This window comes from Nonomuraea typhae, assembly GCF_009760925.1.
GTDB classification, from domain to species: Bacteria; Actinomycetota; Actinomycetes; order Streptosporangiales; family Streptosporangiaceae; genus Nonomuraea; species Nonomuraea typhae.
Window position 1 is genome coordinate 583,656 of record NZ_VRLV01000006.1, and the last position, 16,024, is coordinate 599,679.

Consider the following 16,024-nt stretch of genomic DNA (forward strand, 5'->3'; position numbering starts at 1 on the left):
GGCTGGAGCTTTTTACTACCAGACGAAGTGACGCGTCCGGACGCAGCCACGCTCGCGGTGGACCTTCCAGCCGCGCCAGTGCTTGAAGCTCAGGTGTGCCTTGTTGATGTAGTGGCCCCTGCGAATGGCGCCGGCAGGGCCGGCGAAGAGGCAGGGACCGCGCCACTCGGAGAAGCCGACGCTGGAGGCGCTGGCGTTCGCCGCGGTTGCGGTCATGGTCGTTCCGAGGCCGACGACGCCGCCCGCAAGGGCGGTGCTGAGAGCCGCGGCCGTGAGCATCCTCTTGACTGTGGACATGATGTGCTTCCCCTTGACGGTCTCTTGCATTTTCAGGCACTCGGCCGGTTTTGCCTGGCTAATGCCTGGGATGGTTCGTACTTCTAGAGCCATCCTGGTTGTCAGAATTTCCGACCATTCATGATCATAAACGGTGGACGGAATGGTTTTGCCACCCATAAACCCTGAGATTGCATTTATTGATAGTTCTTCTCACGCTTTGTCCCGATTTGTGCAGGTCGAGCCTGGCATGGCTCGCACGGATATGTCGGTATTCGTCGGCAGGAGACGGACGGGGAAACACGGGCATGGCGAGGCCGCGGAACCTCGGAGTTCCGCGGCCTCGCCCGTTGAGCCGTCGCCTACATCAGGCGGGGCGGCTCGGTGCTATTGCAGCCACATGTTCTTGTGGTAGCGGTGCTTGGGCCCGGCCTTCGGCCCCTTGCTGCACGGCCCGAAGCCGGACTTCTTCCATTTGCCGCCGGGGCAGTACTTCTTGTTCACCCGCCAGTGGCCGGCGAAGAAGCGGGACCTGGGCCTGTTGGTCTCGAGCTTGTACGTGCACTTCTTGCCGCGGTACCAGCAGCTGCCGCGGCCGGTGAGCACGGGCGATGCGGCCGTGACGCTGGTGGCCGCGCTGGCGGCGCCGGCCGTGGCCGCGCCGAGCACGATGGTGCCGCCGGCGAGGGCGGTTGTGAGAGCCGCTGCCATGAGCGTGGATTTGAACCTGGACATCGTGCTTCCCCCTATCGGTCTGCACTCTCGTGCCTGGTCGCGTTGAGATGACACGCAACCGTGACGACATCCTGCAGGCGAGATTTCCAGCCATTCGTCCCGAGAAACAGCACTTTATGTCTTTTATTCCTAACTTATGAGTTAATAAGAGTGTTTAGCCCTATATGTCCTGGTTTGTGCGCCCCATCCGGAAGGACGGGCTACCGTGAGAAGGGCCGACGAGAAGGGAGAAGGCGTGACGCAGCAGCCGATTCCGCATTGGCCGGGACGCATGCTCGGCCCGGTCTTCGTCCGATCCACCCCCGAGGGGGCGCCAGAACGTGCCGTCTACGTCCACGGCCTGGCCGGATCGGCGACCAACTGGACCGACCTGATGGACGAGCTCAAGGACGTCGCCACCGGCTACGCCCTCGACCTGCCCGGCGCCGGGTTCTCACCGGCCCCGGCGGACGGCGACTACACCGTGGACGGCCACGCCCGCGCCGTCATCGGCCTGCTGGCGGACGTCGGCCCCGCCCACCTGTTCGGCAACTCCCTCGGCGGCGCAGTCGCCGTGCGCGTCGCCGCCCTCCGCCCCGACCTCGTCCGCTCGCTCACGCTCATCTCGCCCGCGCTGCCCGACCTCCTGCCGAGGTACGGCCCGGCCCGCATCGCCGCCGCGGCGGCCACCCCGCGCCTGGGGGAGTGGGTGGCCGACCGGCTCAGGTTCGTCCCCGCCGCGCAGCGGGTCAACGCGACGTTCAACATGGTCTGGGCGGACGCCGGAAGGATCCACCCCGACCGCCTCAGCCAGGCAGTCGAGGAACTGCGCCGCCGCGACGACCTCCCGTACGCCGGCCGGGCCATGATCGCCTCCGCCCGCGGCATCGTCGCCGAGTACTTCCGCCGCGGCGCCGGCAGCCTCTGGAGCCAGGCCGCCCGGATCACCGCGCCGACGCTCATCGTGTACGGCAGGCACGACCGCCTCGTCCGCCCCGCGATGGCCGCGAAGGCCGGCCGTACCTTCCGGCAGGTCAGGCTGATCCTGCTGGCGCACGCCGGGCACGTCGCGCAGATGGAGCACCCCGCGCTCGTGGCCGCCGAGGCCCGTCGTCTGATCGGTGAGACGCGATTGGGGAATGCCCCACTCGCCAGCTAGGTTTCTAGGTGAGATAGGGACCCCGAAATCGGGAGCGTAGAACGTGTCGTTGCCACCGCTGGTCGAGCCGGCCGCCGAGCTGACCGTAGATGAAGTGCGCCGCTACTCGCGCCATCTGATCATCCCCGACGTGGGCATGGCTGGGCAGAAGCGGCTGAAGAACGCCAAGGTGCTGTGTGTGGGCGCGGGCGGCCTGGGCTCGCCCGCGCTGATGTACCTCGCGGCGGCGGGCGTCGGCACGTTGGGCATCATCGACTTCGACGTCGTCGACGAGTCCAACCTGCAGCGCCAGATCATCCACGGCCAGTCCGACGTGGGCCGGCTGAAGGCCGAAAGCGCCGCCGCCACGGTCCGGGAGATCAATCCCCTGGTCGACGTGGTCATTCACAACGTCGCGCTGTCCACGGACAACGTGATGGAGATCTTCTCCGGGTACGACCTGATCGTCGACGGAACCGACAACTTCGCGACGCGTTACATGGTCAACGACGCCGCGGTGCTGCTCGGCAAGCCGTACGTCTGGGGGTCGATCTACCGCTTCGACGGGCAGGCGAGCGTCTTCTGGGCCGAGCACGGGCCCTGCTACCGCTGCCTCTACCCGGAGCCCCCGCCGCCCGGCATGGTGCCGAGCTGCGCCGAGGGCGGCGTGCTCGGCGTGCTGTGCGCCTCCATCGGCTCCATCCAGGTCAACGAGGCCATCAAGCTGCTCACCGGCATCGGCGAGCCGCTGGTCGGCCGGCTGATGATCTACGACGCCCTGGAGATGAAGTACCGCGACGTCAAGGTCCGCAAGGACCCCGAGTGCGTCCTGTGCGGCAAGAACCCGACGGTCACCGAGCTGCTCGAGGACTACGAGGCGTTCTGCGGCACCATCTCCGACGAGGCCGCCCAGGCCGCGTCCGGCTCCACCATCACCGCGCTGGAGCTGAAGGAGATGCAGGACAAGGGCGAGGACATCTTCCTCATCGACGTCCGCGAGCAGGGCGAGTACGAGATCGTCTCCATCCCCGGCGCCACGCTGATCCCCAAGGGCGAGTTCCTCAACGGCTCGGCCCTGGAGAAGCTGCCGCAGGACAAGCGGATCGTGCTCCACTGCAAGTCCGGCGCCCGCAGCGCCGAGGCCCTGGCGATCGTCAAGAACGCCGGGTTCGCCGACGCGGTCCACGTGGGTGGAGGGGTCCTGAGCTGGGTAAAGACCGTAGACCCCAGCTTGCCGACATACTGAGTTCGGCATCTGGGGCTGGCATTCGGTTCCCAGCATTAAGGTCGGTGCCGTGAGCAACGTCCGCCCCTGGCCCGCACTCGTGGTGGCCTCCGCGCTGACTTTGGTCTGCGCGGTGGCCGCCGGAGTCGCGGTCAGCGCGGCGGGCTCCGAGCTGTCACGCGGGCCGACCTCCGCCGAGCTGGCCGCCGCCGCCAAACGCGAGGTGGCCGAACGCTGGCGCAACTGGCAGGCCGGGAAGATCTTCCCCGCCACCCTGCCGTACTCCGCCGAGCAGGGCGGCCAGGAACGTGCCACCCGCATCGGCATCACCCCGCAGACCGGCTGCCAGCAGGCCGTCGACAAGAAGGCCGCCAAGGCCCTGCGCGTCCACGGCTGCCGCGCGGTGCTGCGCGCCACCTACCTGGACGCTCTCCAGGGCGTCGTGGTGACCGTCGGCGTGGTGGCCATGCCCGACGAACTGCGCGCCGCCCGGGCCAAGGCCGCCTTCCCGCAAGGGGGCAAGCCGGAGCCCGGCCTGCGTCCCGTCGCCTTCCAGGGAACGGTGACCGACCGCTTCACCGCCGCGGTCCGCCAGGCGGGCTCGGTACGGCAGGCCGGGCCGTACCTGGTGCTGACCACCTCCGGCCAGGTGGACGGACGCCCCGCGCAGGCGGTCGGCGAGCAGCGTCCCACGATCTTCGCCTTCGCCGCGGAGCTGTCCGAGCGGATCCTGGCCGATCTGAGCGAGCCGCGGATGCCCGAGTGCGGCGCCAGGGAGTGGCGATGCTGAGCGGGCTGCGGAGGGGCGGGGTCGTCGCCGTGGCCGGGCTTCTGGTCCTGCCTGGGGTGCCCGCGCGGGCCGACGAGATCCGCGGCAGCCAGCAGCAGGTGATCAAGACGCTGGAGCTGCAGCGGGCCTGGCGGGTCAGCAAGGGCACCGGGGTGACCGTGGCCGTGCTGGACTCCGGGGTCGATCCCGGGCATCGGGATCTGGCCGGGTCGGTGGTGACCGGGAAGGACTTCACGGCGGGGGCCAATCCGGCGGGCGTGCCGCCGCGCAAGCTGCACGGCACCTACATGGCCTCGCTCATCGCCGGGCACGGCCACGGTCCCGGCGGCAGGCGCGGGGTGATCGGGGTGGCGCCGGAGGCCAAGCTGCTGTCGGTGCGGGTGATCCTGGAGGACGAGGAGCCGGGGTTTCGCGACTTCAACAGCTCCGAGCGGTATGAGGACGTGGTGGCCAAGGGCATCCGCTACGCGGTGGACCAGGGCGCCGACGTGATCAACATGTCGATCTCCAAGGAGCTGGCGACCAAGGAGGAGCGCGCGGCCGTCCGGTACGCGATCTCCAAGAGGGTCGTGCTGGTCGCGGCGGCGGGCAACGACGGCCAGCGCAAGCCGGACGCCAACGGGTTCGCGCCCTATTCCTATCCGGCCGCCTTCCCCGGCGTGGTCTCGGTGGGGGCCACCGATCGGGGGCTGCGGCGGGCGTCGTTCTCCAACTGGAACCCGTCGGTGCTGGTGGCCGCGCCTGGCGTGGACATTCTGGGCGCGGGGCCCGGCGACGAGTACTGGGTGGGCAAGGGCACGTCGCAGGCCACCGCGCTGGTCTCGGGCGTCGCCGCCCTCATTAAGTCCAAATATCCGGATATGTCGCCTGCGCTGATCGCCCAGGCGCTGACCGCCGGCGCCACCCGGCGGCCCCCGGGCGGCTACGACACCGGCACCGGCTTCGGCGTCGTCAACGCCGCCGGCTCGCTCGCTGAGGCGGCCAGGCTCGCCGGGCACACGCAGACCGCCAAGGGCCGCCAGGCCCAGGACCCCGCCAAGCCGCTCGCCGGCGGCCCCGGTGAGCCGATCCAGATCGTCCAGCGCGACCGGCGCGCGGTCACCGTCTACGCCGTCATCTCCGCCGCGGGCGCCGTGGCCGCGCTCCTCTCGCTGGCCGTCCTGATAGCCCTGGTAAGAAGGGGACGGCGCATCGTCATCCGCCGGGACATGTGATTCTGGTGGGGTACTCCCCATCGCGGGGACGCATGATCTCCCCCGCTTTGGGGACGAAATAGGCACAAAAGCGAATCGGTTCGGAAACGAGGCGGTGGTGAGGGCACGTAGGTCAAGCTCGGGCCTGCCGCGCGCCGGGGGAGGCGACGGGCCGCGACGGGACAACCCCCTCGGCGCCGCCGCAAGCCGCCGTTCCCGGGTGCGCGCCTGGCCGCCCGCGACCGGCCCCAAGGCGGCCGCGCTCAGGGAGCGTGCCGAGGCCGCGACCCTCCGCCAGGGCGTCCGCTACCGGAGGATCTTCCGTGCCCTGCTCGCCGGCATCATCGTCCTGGCGGCCGGCATCGTGCTCATCGGCACCGCCGGCCTGTTCGCCGAGACCAGGTCCCGCCCGCTGACCGTGGCCGAGCAGAACCGCTACAAACAGGAGGAGATCGCCCGCCGCTGGCAGGCGTGGCCGACGACCGGCGTCTTCCCCGAAGAGGTGAAGTACCTCGGCCTGCAGCGGGCCACCCAGTACGCCAGGCGGGTCGGCATCGCCCCCGAGACCGAGTGCGGCAAGGCCGCCGACCAGGCCGTGGCCGGCGTGCTCAACGAGTACGGCTGCGTCACCATGCTCCGCGCCACCTACGTCGACCAGACCGCCTCGTTCGTCTTCACCGTCGGCGTCGCGGTCTTCGGGGACGAGGCGGCCCGCGCCTCGGTCACCGAGGAACTCGCCCTGGACGACCGCGTGGGCGTGCTGCCCGTCGCCTTCCCCGGCACCCTGACCGAGCGCTTCGGCCTCGAACAGCGCCAGCGCAACGGCTGGGTGGGGGCCGGGCCGTACCTCGTCTTCTCGACCGGCGGCTACGTGGACGGCCGCACGCGCGCCGCCGTGCCTCCGGAGGAGATCCTGCACAGCGAGCTCTGGCCGGCCGCCAAGTCGATCGGCAACCAGATCGCCTACTTCCTGGCCGACCCGCCCACCGTCCCGCCCTGCACCCAGGGGAACGTGTGCTGACCGCCGTGCGCCTGCTGGCCGCCGCCGGGCTCGCACTCGCGGGTACGGCGGCGCCGCCCGTGCGCGCGCAGCAGGAGTGGGTCCTGGACGCGCTCAACGTCGAGCAGGCGTGGGCCGTCACCAAGGGCGAGAACATCACCGTCGCGGTCGTGGACAGCGCCGTGGACCCGGGGATCAAGGAGCTGAAGGACAGGGTCACCGTCGGCCCCGACATGACCGAGCCGGCCCTGGAGCGCAAGCTCCCGGCGGGCAGGCACGGCACCGCGATGGCGGCGCTGATCGCCGGCTCCGGCGCGGACGGCGGGCTGGTGGGCGTCGCCCCGGCGGCCAGAATCCTGTCGCTGCCGTTGCCCGAGGAGGAGGACCGCCCGTCCTTCCTGCCGCCCGCGCAGGAACAGATGCCGGCCAGGGAGAGCCCGCTGGCGCGGGCCATCCGCTACGCCGCCAACCACGGGGCCAAGGTGGTGAGCCTGTCGCTGGGCACCTACGGGGCGCAGAAGCCGGAGCGGGAGGCGGTCTCCTACGCGCTGGGCAAGGGCGTGGTGGTGGTCGCGGCGGTGGGCAACGACGGGCAGGGCGCGTACGCCAAGGACAACCAGACCTCCTACTGGAGTTTCCCGGCCGGCTATCCCGGCGTGATCGGCGTGGGCGCCGTGGACAAGCAGGGCAGGCGGGCGCCGTTCAGCAGCGACAACCTCTCGGTGCTGGTGGCCGCGCCGGGGGTGGAGGTGCCGGTGGTGAAGGACAGGAAGTCCTACACCCTGTCGTCGGGCACCAGCTCGGCCACGGCGCTGGTAGCCGGGGTGGCCGCCCTCATCAAGTCCAGATATCCAGAAATGTCGCCCGCGCAGGTGGCGCAGGCCATCGCGCTCAGCGCCCGCGGCCGGCCCGCGGCGGGATACGACGACAAAGTGGGATTCGGCACTGCGGACGCCTTCGCCGCGCTCAACGCCGCCGAACGGCTGGCCGGCCAGCAGCGGGAGGTCGCCGTCCCCTCCGGCCGGCACTTCGGCGAAGGGTCCGAATCACCGCAGCCCTCCCCGCCCGGACCGGATCCGTGGCGGCTCTGGTTGTACGGCGCGGGCGTCCTTCTGGGCCTGGTCGCGTTCTGCGGCGCGATCGTCGTGCTCAATCAGCGCAAGCCGTAAAAAGATCCGCTATGGTCGCGCGTCATGGGATACGAGCTACGCGTGGTTCGTGAATCGCCCCTGGCGTTCGCGGAGCTCGCGAGGGCGATCGCGCCGGCCGGATTCGAGCTGAGCGCAGCGGAGGAGATCGTCGTCAAGCACGGCGACGACACCCACGTCGTGGGCCGGTGGCGCGACCAGATCGTCGGCCAGCCCGGCTCCGACTGGCACGTGGCACAACTCGTGCGGCTCTCGTCGCTGCTCGGCGGCCGGCTCGTCGGCGAGGACGGCGAGGTCTACGCGCTCACCGACGGCGTCGTCGAGCTGATCAGCGGCGGCACGGTCGCGGAGATCGGCAAGTTCGACGAGATCGTCGCCGCGGGGCCCGCGTCATGGTGAACCCGTATGCCGAGCGGGTCCTCGACCTGGTCGAGCGCATCCCGCCCGGCATGGTGATGTCCTACGGCGACATCGCCGAGTACCTCGGCGAAGGCGGCCCCCGGCAGGTCGGCCGCGTCATGTCCGTCTGGGGCGGCGGCGTGCCGTGGTGGCGGGTGGTCCACGCCAACGGCACCGCCGCCGACTCCGAGCACGAGCAACGCTGCCTGCGGCACTGGCGGGACGAGGGCACCCCGCTGCGCGGCGACCGGGTCGACATGCGCAAGGCCCGCTGGCACGGAGATTCAGCGGATTCTCAGGAAACCCCCTGAGCTGCCGAACCCCTCCGGCGGCGGATCCCGGGCATGTGATTCCCATTACGATGGCCTGAACAGTGACTGCGGGTCCGAAAGGCGGTGCCTCCCTGATGGCCACCGGCGTCACAGCCCAGGAGCGGCTGCGGGCTGTCCAGGACCTCTGCGACCGCGGAGAGCCGCTCGAGGCGATCATGGAGGCGGTCCGGGACGCGGGTCCCGACCTGGCCGCCGAGATCCTCAGCGGCCCGCTGGGCGCCCGGATGGACCAAGCGGTCAAACGCGGCCCCGCCCGCAGGCGCGAGCTCGTCACGCTCCTGCGCCCCTACCTGGCCGGCGTCGATCCCAAGATCAAGCGTGACCTTCCGGTCGCCCGCAGGCTCCTGTGCCACCTGATCGAGCACCGCGACCTCGCCGAGCTGGTCGACGGCGAGGCGCTGACCACCGTCGTGGCCGCCGCGGCCGAGCCGTCCAAGCGCATCCGCAAGGGCCTGCGCTGGTACGCCGATCTGCCCTATCGCGACGAGCTGCCGCCCGCCCTCTACCGGCTGCGCCGGGCCGACCTCGTGCCCGTGACGCAGATCGACGACATCGTCTGGCGTGACGGCAAGCTGCAGGTGCGCGGGCACGCCTACCTGGCCGGCCTGTCGGTGCGCAGCCGCCGCTTCAACCGCGCCACCGTGGTCCTGCGCGGGCCGCGCTGGCTGCCGCCGGTGCGCATGCGCACCCGCCGCGTGTACGCGCCCGAGGCCACCCACGGCGCGCGCGAGCCGGGCTGCAACTACGACTGGTCCGGGTTCACCGCCGAGCTCGGCTCCTGGCCGCTGCGCTGGCGTGGCGGGCTGCGGGGGCTGGTCTCCGCGGTACGCCGCCGGATGCGGCACCGGCCGGCCGTACGCGATGCCACGACGTGGCGGGCCGAGATCGTCTTCTGGAGCCGCGGCGCCCGGGCGACCGGACTCCTGCGCGGCGCCGCCGCCGGCCGTACCGAACGCCCCGCCGGGCTGCGGGTCAAGCAGGGCCTGTGGGTGCGCCCGGTCTGGACCTCCGACCGCGCGCTCCAGGTCGTCCTGCAGCCCAACCGCGCCGAGCTCACCGGCGTCAGCGTCGACGGCGACCGGCTGGAGCTGAAGATCTCGCTGCCCGGCCGCAGCGTCACCAAGGGCCACGCCCGGCTCGGCGGGCACCGCATGGCCGCCGACTTCACGCCGGAGGCCACCGGCACGCTGGTGACGATCGGCCTCGCCGTACCCACGCTGCTGCAGGAGAAGGACGGGCGCAGGCTGTGGGTCGAGCCCAAGGGCGACCCCGCGGCCTCGGTCATGCTGGGCGACGCCGCCGAGGTGCGCGCGAGCGTGGGCGACCGCGAGATCACCGTGCTCGCCGACCGCCGCGACCGCGTGGTCGTCAGCGCCCACCGCATCCGCCCGGTGATCACCTCCGCGGTGTGGGAGGGTGAGTCGCTGGTCCTGCGCGGCTCCTACCCGGACGCGGCGGGCGCGCGCACGCTCACGCTGCGCCACCGTTCCGGCCTGACCTATACCGCGCCGATGGAGCGCTCCGAAGACACCTTCACGGTACGGCTGACGCCCGCCGCGATGGACCGCTTCGGCGAGCAGGTGCCGCTGTCCTCCGGCATGTGGAACCTCTCGATGCGGCACCCCGCGGGCGAGATCGTCCCGGCCCGCATGGACCACGCCGCCCTGGCCGCCCTCGACGAGGACCCGCGCACGATCGGCGGCCACGCCTACCGCATGGTCTCCACCCGCTTCGACGTGCCCGTGGTGCTCGTCGAGGAGGTACGGCCGGCCGACGAGAAGGGCGTGGCGGGCACCCACGTGCTCCGCCGGGTCTTCTACCCCGCGCAGCGCACGGAACCGCTGACCGACGCCACGGTCTACGTGGTCAACGACGGCCGCCTGTACGCCGACAGCGTCCGTGCCGTCTACGAGGAGCGGCTGCGCCGCGGCGACGACCGCGAGCACATCTGGATCGTCAAGGACGGCGCCTTCGTCCCGCCCGGCCCGGCGACCGTGGTCCGGGCCGGCAGCCGGGAACACCACGCGGCCCTGGCCCGCTCCCGGCACATCGTCACCAACGCCTTCCTGCCCGTGTGGTTCCGCTCCCGCGAGGACCAGATGGTGCTGCAGACCTGGCACGGCACGCCCGCCAAGCACATCGGCAACGACCTGCCGCACATGACCCGTGACCCGCGCCCGCCGGTGTGGCACCGGCAGGCGGCCGAGGTGCGCGGCTGGGACCTGCTGCTGTCGCAGTCCCCGTGGGCGACGCCGGTGCTGCGGGAGGCGTTCGGCTACAAGGGCGAGGTCCTGGAGAGCGGCCTGCCCCGCAACGACGCCCTGGCCTCGCCGGACCGCGACCGCATGGCCGCCGAGATCCGCGCCCGCCTGGGGCTGGCCGAGGGCAAGCGCGTGGTGTTGTACGCTCCGACGTGGCGTGACTACGATCGCAAGAACGCGATGGTGAAGCTGGACCTGGCCAAGGCCAGGCAGGCGCTGGGGGCCGACCACGAGCTGCTGGTCCGGGCCCACCCGATGCAGGCGATGCCCGCCGTACCGGATATCGCCCATGACGTCACCACTTATCCCGATATGACGGACTTGCTGCTGGTGGCGGACGTGCTCGTGACCGACTACTCGTCCTCGATGTTCGACTTCTCGGCCACAGGCAAGCCGATCGTCCTGTACGCCTACGACCAGGCGAAGTACGCGTCGAAGCGGGGCCTGTACATCGACCTGGACTCCCAGGCGCCGGGGCCGGTGCTGTCGACGTCGGCCGAGGTGGTGGAGGCACTGCGGGAGATCGACACGGTATCGGCGTCGTACGCGGACCGCTACTCGGCCTTCCGCGCCACGTTCGCCCCGAAGGACGACGGCAAGGCCACGGTGCGCGTCGTGGACCGCCTCTTCTCCTGACAGGCAAGGTTGGTACGCGTCGTGCCACCGCGGATGCGTGCGCCTCACGCCCTTGCCCTCCCCGCCGGGCCGAACTAGGATCCGACCTCGGTTCCAAGATCCTTGGAGAAACGTATGAGTGATGCAGGAACCATCACTGGCAAGGTCGTCGTGAACCGGGTGATGTCGCTGGACGGCTTCATCGCCGGTCCTGACCACGCGATGGACTGGATCTTCGAGCACATGACGGCGGACACCGTCCCGGAGGTCATGGCGGCCACGGGTGCCATGCTCATCGGCCGGGGTACGTACGAGGTCGGCAAGCGTATGGCCGACCAGGACACCAGCTACGACGGGGGAGCACGGTTCGTCCTCACCCACAATCCTCCCGCCGAGCCGGACCCCGCCGTCACATTCCTCACCTGTGAACTCGAGGAAGCCGTCGCCACGGCACGCAGCGCCGCGGGCGGCAAGAACCTGGAGATCCTCGGCGCCGATGTGGCCGCCCAGTGCCTGCGGCTCGGCCTCGTCGACGAGATCCTGGTGTACGTCCTACCGCTGCTGCTCGGCGACGGTGTCCGTTTCTCGCCTCCAGGCAGCTTCGGCAGGATCGACCTGGAACCTTTCAGCACTACCCGGTTGGGCGCCGTCACCATGCTCCGCTTCCGCGTGCGAAAGTAGGCGCATGGTGAAGGCTGGACCTAGGGCAGGGCTGGCCGGCTTAACGCGGTGGGATGGCCGAGAAGTCGTGGACGAAGCGGGTCAAGAGGCCGGCGAGGACGGCTCGGTCTCCGGTGGTCCAGCCGGCGGTGGCTTCAGCGATGATCTCGCGGCGGAATGTTCGAATCCGTGAGAGTACGTCCCGCCCTTCGGGAGTGAGGGCCAGCAACGACCGGCGGCCGTCGAACTGGTCGGCCTCACGTCGCAGGAGCCCGGCTTGGAGGGTGGAGAAGCAGCTCGACGCGGCCCTGGCCGATTTCGGTCTCGGACGCCGGCACTGGCAGATCCTCAACACTCTGGCCCGCGGCGACGCCACGCCCGACCAGCTCACAGCCGCCCGGTAACGCTGTGACCGGTGCTGATCGGAAAGCCGGCTGCCCATGCTGCAATGGGCGCGTGCCATGCCGCTGGACGGCGAACCGGCCGGCGGTGCCGCCGCGAAAGGCGGCACCGCCGTACCGGCGTCAGATGAGCGGGCGGTGCTCCAGGCCGTAGTTCATGCGGTCGATCCACGGCGGGCCGCAGAGCGCGTCGCTCCACCACCCGCTGTCGGACCGTGTCCAGGCGCCGTACCTACGGACGCCGGTGATGCAGTCGACCCAGGTGCGGTACTCGTAGGCGGGACTGGTCGCCCAGCAGAGGGCGGAGAACGAGTTCTGCCCGAATCTGAACTGACAGTCAGTAGGCGGTGCCGCTGAGGCCGAGCGCGGTAGGCCCGACCCGACGGCTAAGCCTCCCGCCGCGAGCAAGGTCGCGGCGAGGACGCGCAGGGTTCTGCTCATACTCTCTCCTGGTACTGGTGGCGGATGTCCGGTGCACGTTCCGTACGCCCCAGGTCACGCCCTCATTCCGGGGATGCGGCGTGGCCAGGAATTCTTAGGAAACTTTCCTAAGCGAAAGATACGCGTCCGCCGAAGCACGTCAAGGTCACCAGCCCCCGTGCCATCCACTCAGCAGGCCGGAAGGCAACGGGGTGGTGTCCGCGTCCGTTTCCGGCGCGTGGAAGGCGAAATCGCACCCCTGATCGGCCTGCAGCACGTACCTGCCGTAAAGGCGGGCCCAGCCGGACGCGCCCGTGCGAGCCCGCGGCGGAGACTCGCGGAGCCTGCGGCTGATCTCAGCGTCGTCCACATCCAGACGCAGACGCCGCCCGGGGACGTCCAGGTCGATGAGGTCGCCGTCGCGGACGGCCGCCAGCGGGCCACCCACGGCGGACTCGGGGGCGACATGGAGGACGACGGTCCCATAAGCGGTCCCGCTCATCCGGGCGTCGGAGACGCGCACCATGTCGGTGACGCCCTCGCGCAGCAGCTTCGCGGGAATCGGAAGCTGCCCCCATTCCGGCATGCCAGGGCCCCCGACGGGACCCGCGCTGCGCAGGACGAGGACCGAATCGGCGGTCACCGGCAGCGCCGGGTCGTCGATGCGTGCGGCCAGGTCGGCGACTCCGTCGAACACGATGGCGGGCCCGCGGTGGCGGAGCAGCCGGCCGGAGGCGGCCGACGCCTTGATGACCGCGCCGTCAGGCGCCAGGTTGCCGCGCAGCACCGCCAGGCCGCCGGGGCCGCCGAACGGTTCGCCGAGCGTGCCGATCACGCGGCGGTCGGGTGAGACGGGTCCGTGAAGCCGCTCCTTCAGGGGGCGGCCCGTCACGGTGAGAGTGTCGGTGTTCAGCAGCGGCTCCAGCTCGCGGAGCAGGGCCGGGACGCCACCGGCATGGAAGAAGTCCTCGAACAGGTGCTCGCCCGCCGGCCGTACGTTGACCAGCCTTGGCGTGCGCGCCGCGGCGGCGTCGAGGTCGTCGAGAGAGAACGGCGCCCCGCTGCGCCTGGCCAGCGCGAGCAGGTGCACGATCGCGTTGGTCGAGCCGCCGATCGCGGCCAGCACGGTGGCCGCGTTGAGCAGGGCGGCGCGCGTGATGATCTGGCGGGGGCGCGGTCCGGAGCGTGCCAGGGACACCGCCTGGGCGCCCGCGCTCTCCGCCGCGGCGTAGCGCCGCGCGTCCCCGGCGGGGATGGCCGCCGAGCCGGGCAGCGCGAGGCCGAGGGCCTCCGCGAGCGTGGCCATGGTGGACGCGGTACCCATCTCGGTGCAGTGCCCGGCTCCGGGCATGGCCGCTTGCTCCAGCTCGGCGAACTCCGCCTCGCTCATCTGCCCGGCGCGCAGCCGGTCGGTGTAGCGCCAGAGGTCGGTGCCGACGCCGAGCCGCCGTCCCTGGAAGATCGCGGGTACGGCGGGGCCGCCGGGCACCATCACGGCGGGTACGTTGGCCGAGGCCGCGCCCATGAGCTGCGCCGGGATGGTCTTGTCACAGCCGCCCAGGAGCACGACCGCGTCGAAGGGATAGGAGCGCAGGCTTTCCTCGACGTCGATGGCCATCAGGTTGCGGTACAGCATGGCGGTGGGTTTCATGAGGTTCTCGCCCAGGGAGATCGTCGGGAACTCCAGCGGCAGGCCGCCTGCTTGGAGCACGCCACGCCGTACAGCGTCGGCGAGCCCGCGGAAGTGGGCGTTGCAGCTGACCAGCTCCGACCAGGAGTTGGCGATGCCGACGATCGGCCGCCCGGACAGCGCGGCCTGGGACAGCCCCGTGGCGCGCAGGGAAGCTCGGTGCAGAAACCCTGGCAGGTCCTCGCCGGCGAACCATGCGGCGCTTCGCAGCGACACGGTGTCAGCTCCTTTCGGGAGTCAGTAGATCCGGGCCAGCAGGCCGCCGTCGACGACGAGATCGGTGCCGGTGATGTAGGCGGCGTCGTCGGAGGCGAGGAAGAGCGCCGCGGCGGCCACGTCCTCGGGCGCGGCGAAGCGGCGGAGCGGGTAGCGCTCGGTCAGCCGTGCGCGGGCGGCGCCGGGGTCGGGCTGGAAGGCGAAGAAGTCGTCGAGCAGCTCCGTCTCCACGTCGCCGGGGCAGATGGTGTTGACGCGGATGCCCTCAGGCCCGTGGGCGGTGGCCAGCGCCCGGGTCATGGACCGCAGCCCGCCTTTCATCGCGCCGTAGGCGGGCAGGTCCGGGTCGCCGACGATGCCGAGCAGGGACGCGGTGATGACGATCGAGCCGCCGCCCCTTTCCCGCAGCGCCGGCAGCGCGGCCTGTACGCCGAGGTAGACGCCGCGGAGGTTGACCGCGTGCAACTGGTCCCACTGCTCGGGGCCGGTGTCCTCGATCCGGCCCATGATCTGCACCGCCGCGTTGGCGTGCAGGATGTCGAGCCCGCCGAACCTGCGGACGGTCTGTTCGACCATGCGCGCGTTGCCGTCGGGCGAGGCCACGTCCGCGGCGATGCCGAACGCGTTGGCGCCGATCCGCCGCGCGAGTTCCGCCACCGCCTCGGCCCGCCGGTCCACGCAGGCCACCGAGGCGCCTTCAGCGGCGAACCTGGCCGCGGTCGCGGCTCCGATGCCGCCCGCCGCGCCGGTGACGATCGCTACTTTCCCTGCCAGCCGCAAGGGTCCTCCTCATGGGTTGGTCGTGATCCACGCCGACAGCCGCGCGCAGGCTTCGTGTACGGCTTCGCCCACCTGCCGCCACTGCGTCCTGGGCAGGCGGGCCGCCACCGCCGATACCGAGATCGCGCCGATGGGCCGACCGGCGCGGCCGAGGACGGCGGCGGCCAGGCAGATGCCCCCGATCTCGGACTCCTCTTCGTCCAGGGCGTAACCACAGGCGCGGGCCTCGTCCAGAGCCGGGCGCAGCGCCGCCAGCGTGGTGCAGCTGGACGGGGTCAGCCGCGGGTACGGCTCGCGCCCCAGCAGCGCGCCCCACTCGGCTTCGGGCAACGCGGCCAGGACGGCCTTGCCGATCGCGGTGGCGTGCGGGGGCACCCGCTCGCCCAGCGTCGTGGTCAGCCGGATGGCGTGCACGGCGTCCACGGTGTCCGCCCACACGATGCGCCCGCGCCGCAGCACCGCGAGGTTGATCGTCTCACCGGTGAGGCCGGACAACTCGGCCAGCACGGGCGCGGCCAGGGAAACCAGCGAGCCGGAGTCCGAGCGCGCCGTCAGATCGTTCAGTGCCGGGCCGAGCCGGTACTCATGCGTCTCCGGCACGTGCCGGACGTAACCGCGCGCCTGCAGCACCGCGAGCAGCCGGTGCACGGTGGCGCGAGAGGCGCCGAGCCGCTTGGCCAGCCCGGCCAGCGTCGTCTCCTGGCCCTCGGCCAGAAGCTCCAAGGCGTCCAGGGCGCGCTCCAGCGAGCTGGACATCTCACCTCTG

The 16,024-nt window shown here is 71.2% G+C and carries 16 protein-coding genes; 10 read left to right on the plus strand and 6 right to left on the minus strand.

Annotated features, from left to right (window positions below):
- Positions 1-15: 15 nt before the first annotated feature.
- Positions 16-456 carry a hypothetical protein gene (locus tag FVE25_RS25570; protein WP_157249564.1) on the minus strand — a complete coding sequence of 147 codons (441 nt, stop codon included), beginning with the start codon at positions 454-456 and terminating at the stop codon, positions 16-18.
- Positions 457-663: 207 nt separating this feature from the next.
- Positions 664-1,011 carry a hypothetical protein gene (locus FVE25_RS25575; protein ID WP_157249565.1) on the minus strand — a complete coding sequence of 116 codons (348 nt, stop codon included), beginning with the start codon at positions 1,009-1,011 and terminating at the stop codon, positions 664-666.
- 205 nt (positions 1,012-1,216) lie between these two features.
- Between FVE25_RS25575 and FVE25_RS25580 the strand changes: the two genes are divergently transcribed.
- The 10 genes from FVE25_RS25580 (at position 1,217) to FVE25_RS25625 (ending at position 11,772) form a co-directional block, all read left to right on the plus strand.
- Positions 1,217-2,149 (plus strand): alpha/beta fold hydrolase, encoded by a 933-nt coding sequence (locus FVE25_RS25580; protein ID WP_246267415.1) that lies wholly within the window; start codon positions 1,217-1,219, stop codon positions 2,147-2,149.
- Positions 2,150-2,192: 43 nt separating this feature from the next.
- Positions 2,193-3,374 carry an adenylyltransferase/sulfurtransferase MoeZ gene (gene moeZ, locus FVE25_RS25585; RefSeq protein WP_157249566.1) on the plus strand — a complete coding sequence of 394 codons (1,182 nt, stop codon included), beginning with the start codon at positions 2,193-2,195 and terminating at the stop codon, positions 3,372-3,374.
- Positions 3,375-3,423: 49 nt separating this feature from the next.
- Complete coding sequence (locus FVE25_RS25590; RefSeq protein ID WP_246267416.1) at positions 3,424-4,143, plus strand: hypothetical protein; 720 nt, start codon at positions 3,424-3,426, stop codon at positions 4,141-4,143.
- A complete protein-coding gene (locus tag FVE25_RS25595) occupies positions 4,137-5,357 on the plus strand; it encodes a S8 family serine peptidase (protein ID WP_157249567.1) in 1,221 nt (406 codons plus the stop codon). The genes FVE25_RS25590 and FVE25_RS25595 overlap by 7 nt, the downstream gene beginning before the upstream one ends.
- Before the next feature lie 97 nt (positions 5,358-5,454).
- The gene (locus FVE25_RS25600) at positions 5,455-6,357 is read left to right on the plus strand and encodes a hypothetical protein (protein ID WP_246267418.1); all 903 of its coding nucleotides are present in this window, start codon (positions 5,455-5,457) and stop codon (positions 6,355-6,357) included.
- The gene (locus FVE25_RS25605) at positions 6,351-7,505 is read left to right on the plus strand and encodes a S8 family serine peptidase (protein ID WP_157249568.1); all 1,155 of its coding nucleotides are present in this window, start codon (positions 6,351-6,353) and stop codon (positions 7,503-7,505) included. Before FVE25_RS25600 ends, FVE25_RS25605 begins: the two co-directional genes overlap by 7 nt.
- A 24-nt stretch (positions 7,506-7,529) precedes the next feature.
- On the plus strand, positions 7,530-7,883 hold the full coding sequence (locus tag FVE25_RS25610; protein ID WP_157249569.1) for a hypothetical protein: 354 nt from the start codon (positions 7,530-7,532) through the stop codon (positions 7,881-7,883).
- Entirely contained in the window at positions 7,877-8,194 is a 318-nt protein-coding gene (locus tag FVE25_RS25615; RefSeq protein WP_157249570.1) for an MGMT family protein, read from the plus strand. The genes FVE25_RS25610 and FVE25_RS25615 overlap by 7 nt, the downstream gene beginning before the upstream one ends.
- Positions 8,195-8,289: 95 nt before the next feature.
- Entirely contained in the window at positions 8,290-11,112 is a 2,823-nt protein-coding gene (locus FVE25_RS25620) for a CDP-glycerol glycerophosphotransferase family protein (protein WP_246267420.1), read from the plus strand.
- A gap of 114 nt (positions 11,113-11,226) precedes the next feature.
- Positions 11,227-11,772, plus strand: coding sequence for a dihydrofolate reductase family protein (locus FVE25_RS25625; protein WP_157249571.1), 546 nt, complete (start codon positions 11,227-11,229; stop codon positions 11,770-11,772).
- Between the two features lie 503 nt (positions 11,773-12,275).
- Here FVE25_RS25625 and FVE25_RS25630 read toward each other — a convergent pair.
- The 4 genes from FVE25_RS25630 to FVE25_RS25645 all read right to left on the minus strand — a co-directional run bounded on the left by FVE25_RS25630 (position 12,276) and on the right by FVE25_RS25645 (position 16,014).
- Positions 12,276-12,593 (minus strand): hypothetical protein, encoded by a 318-nt coding sequence (locus FVE25_RS25630; protein WP_157249572.1) that lies wholly within the window; start codon positions 12,591-12,593, stop codon positions 12,276-12,278.
- Positions 12,594-12,738: 145 nt separating this feature from the next.
- A complete protein-coding gene (locus FVE25_RS25635; RefSeq protein WP_157249573.1) occupies positions 12,739-14,478 on the minus strand; it encodes a dihydroxy-acid dehydratase in 1,740 nt (579 codons plus the stop codon).
- Positions 14,479-14,499: 21 nt separating this feature from the next.
- Entirely contained in the window at positions 14,500-15,258 is a 759-nt protein-coding gene (locus FVE25_RS25640; RefSeq protein ID WP_157249574.1) for an SDR family NAD(P)-dependent oxidoreductase, read from the minus strand.
- A 9-nt stretch (positions 15,259-15,267) separates the two neighbouring features.
- Positions 15,268-16,014: an IclR family transcriptional regulator gene (locus FVE25_RS25645; RefSeq protein WP_157249575.1), complete on the minus strand. Its 747-nt coding sequence runs from the start codon at positions 16,012-16,014 to the stop codon at positions 15,268-15,270.
- Positions 16,015-16,024: the final 10 nt, after the last annotated feature.

What these genes read in the sequence shown, in the direction of transcription:
- FVE25_RS25630 (WP_157249572.1), bottom strand. Translation starts at nt 12,593, where the DNA reads ATGAGCAGAACCCTGCGCGTCCTCGCCGCGACCTTGCTCGCGGCGGGA.
- FVE25_RS25615 (WP_157249570.1), top strand. Translation starts at nt 7,877, where the DNA reads ATGGTGAACCCGTATGCCGAGCGGGTCCTCGACCTGGTCGAGCGCATC.
- FVE25_RS25575 (WP_157249565.1), bottom strand. Translation starts at nt 1,011, where the DNA reads ATGTCCAGGTTCAAATCCACGCTCATGGCAGCGGCTCTCACAACCGCC.
- FVE25_RS25610 (WP_157249569.1), top strand. Translation starts at nt 7,530, where the DNA reads ATGGGATACGAGCTACGCGTGGTTCGTGAATCGCCCCTGGCGTTCGCG.
- FVE25_RS25595 (WP_157249567.1), top strand. Translation starts at nt 4,137, where the DNA reads ATGCTGAGCGGGCTGCGGAGGGGCGGGGTCGTCGCCGTGGCCGGGCTT.
- FVE25_RS25570 (WP_157249564.1), bottom strand. Translation starts at nt 456, where the DNA reads ATGGGTGGCAAAACCATTCCGTCCACCGTTTATGATCATGAATGGTCG.
- FVE25_RS25645 (WP_157249575.1), bottom strand. Translation starts at nt 16,014, where the DNA reads ATGTCCAGCTCGCTGGAGCGCGCCCTGGACGCCTTGGAGCTTCTGGCC.
- FVE25_RS25620 (WP_246267420.1), top strand. Translation starts at nt 8,290, where the DNA reads ATGGCCACCGGCGTCACAGCCCAGGAGCGGCTGCGGGCTGTCCAGGAC.
- FVE25_RS25625 (WP_157249571.1), top strand. Translation starts at nt 11,227, where the DNA reads ATGAGTGATGCAGGAACCATCACTGGCAAGGTCGTCGTGAACCGGGTG.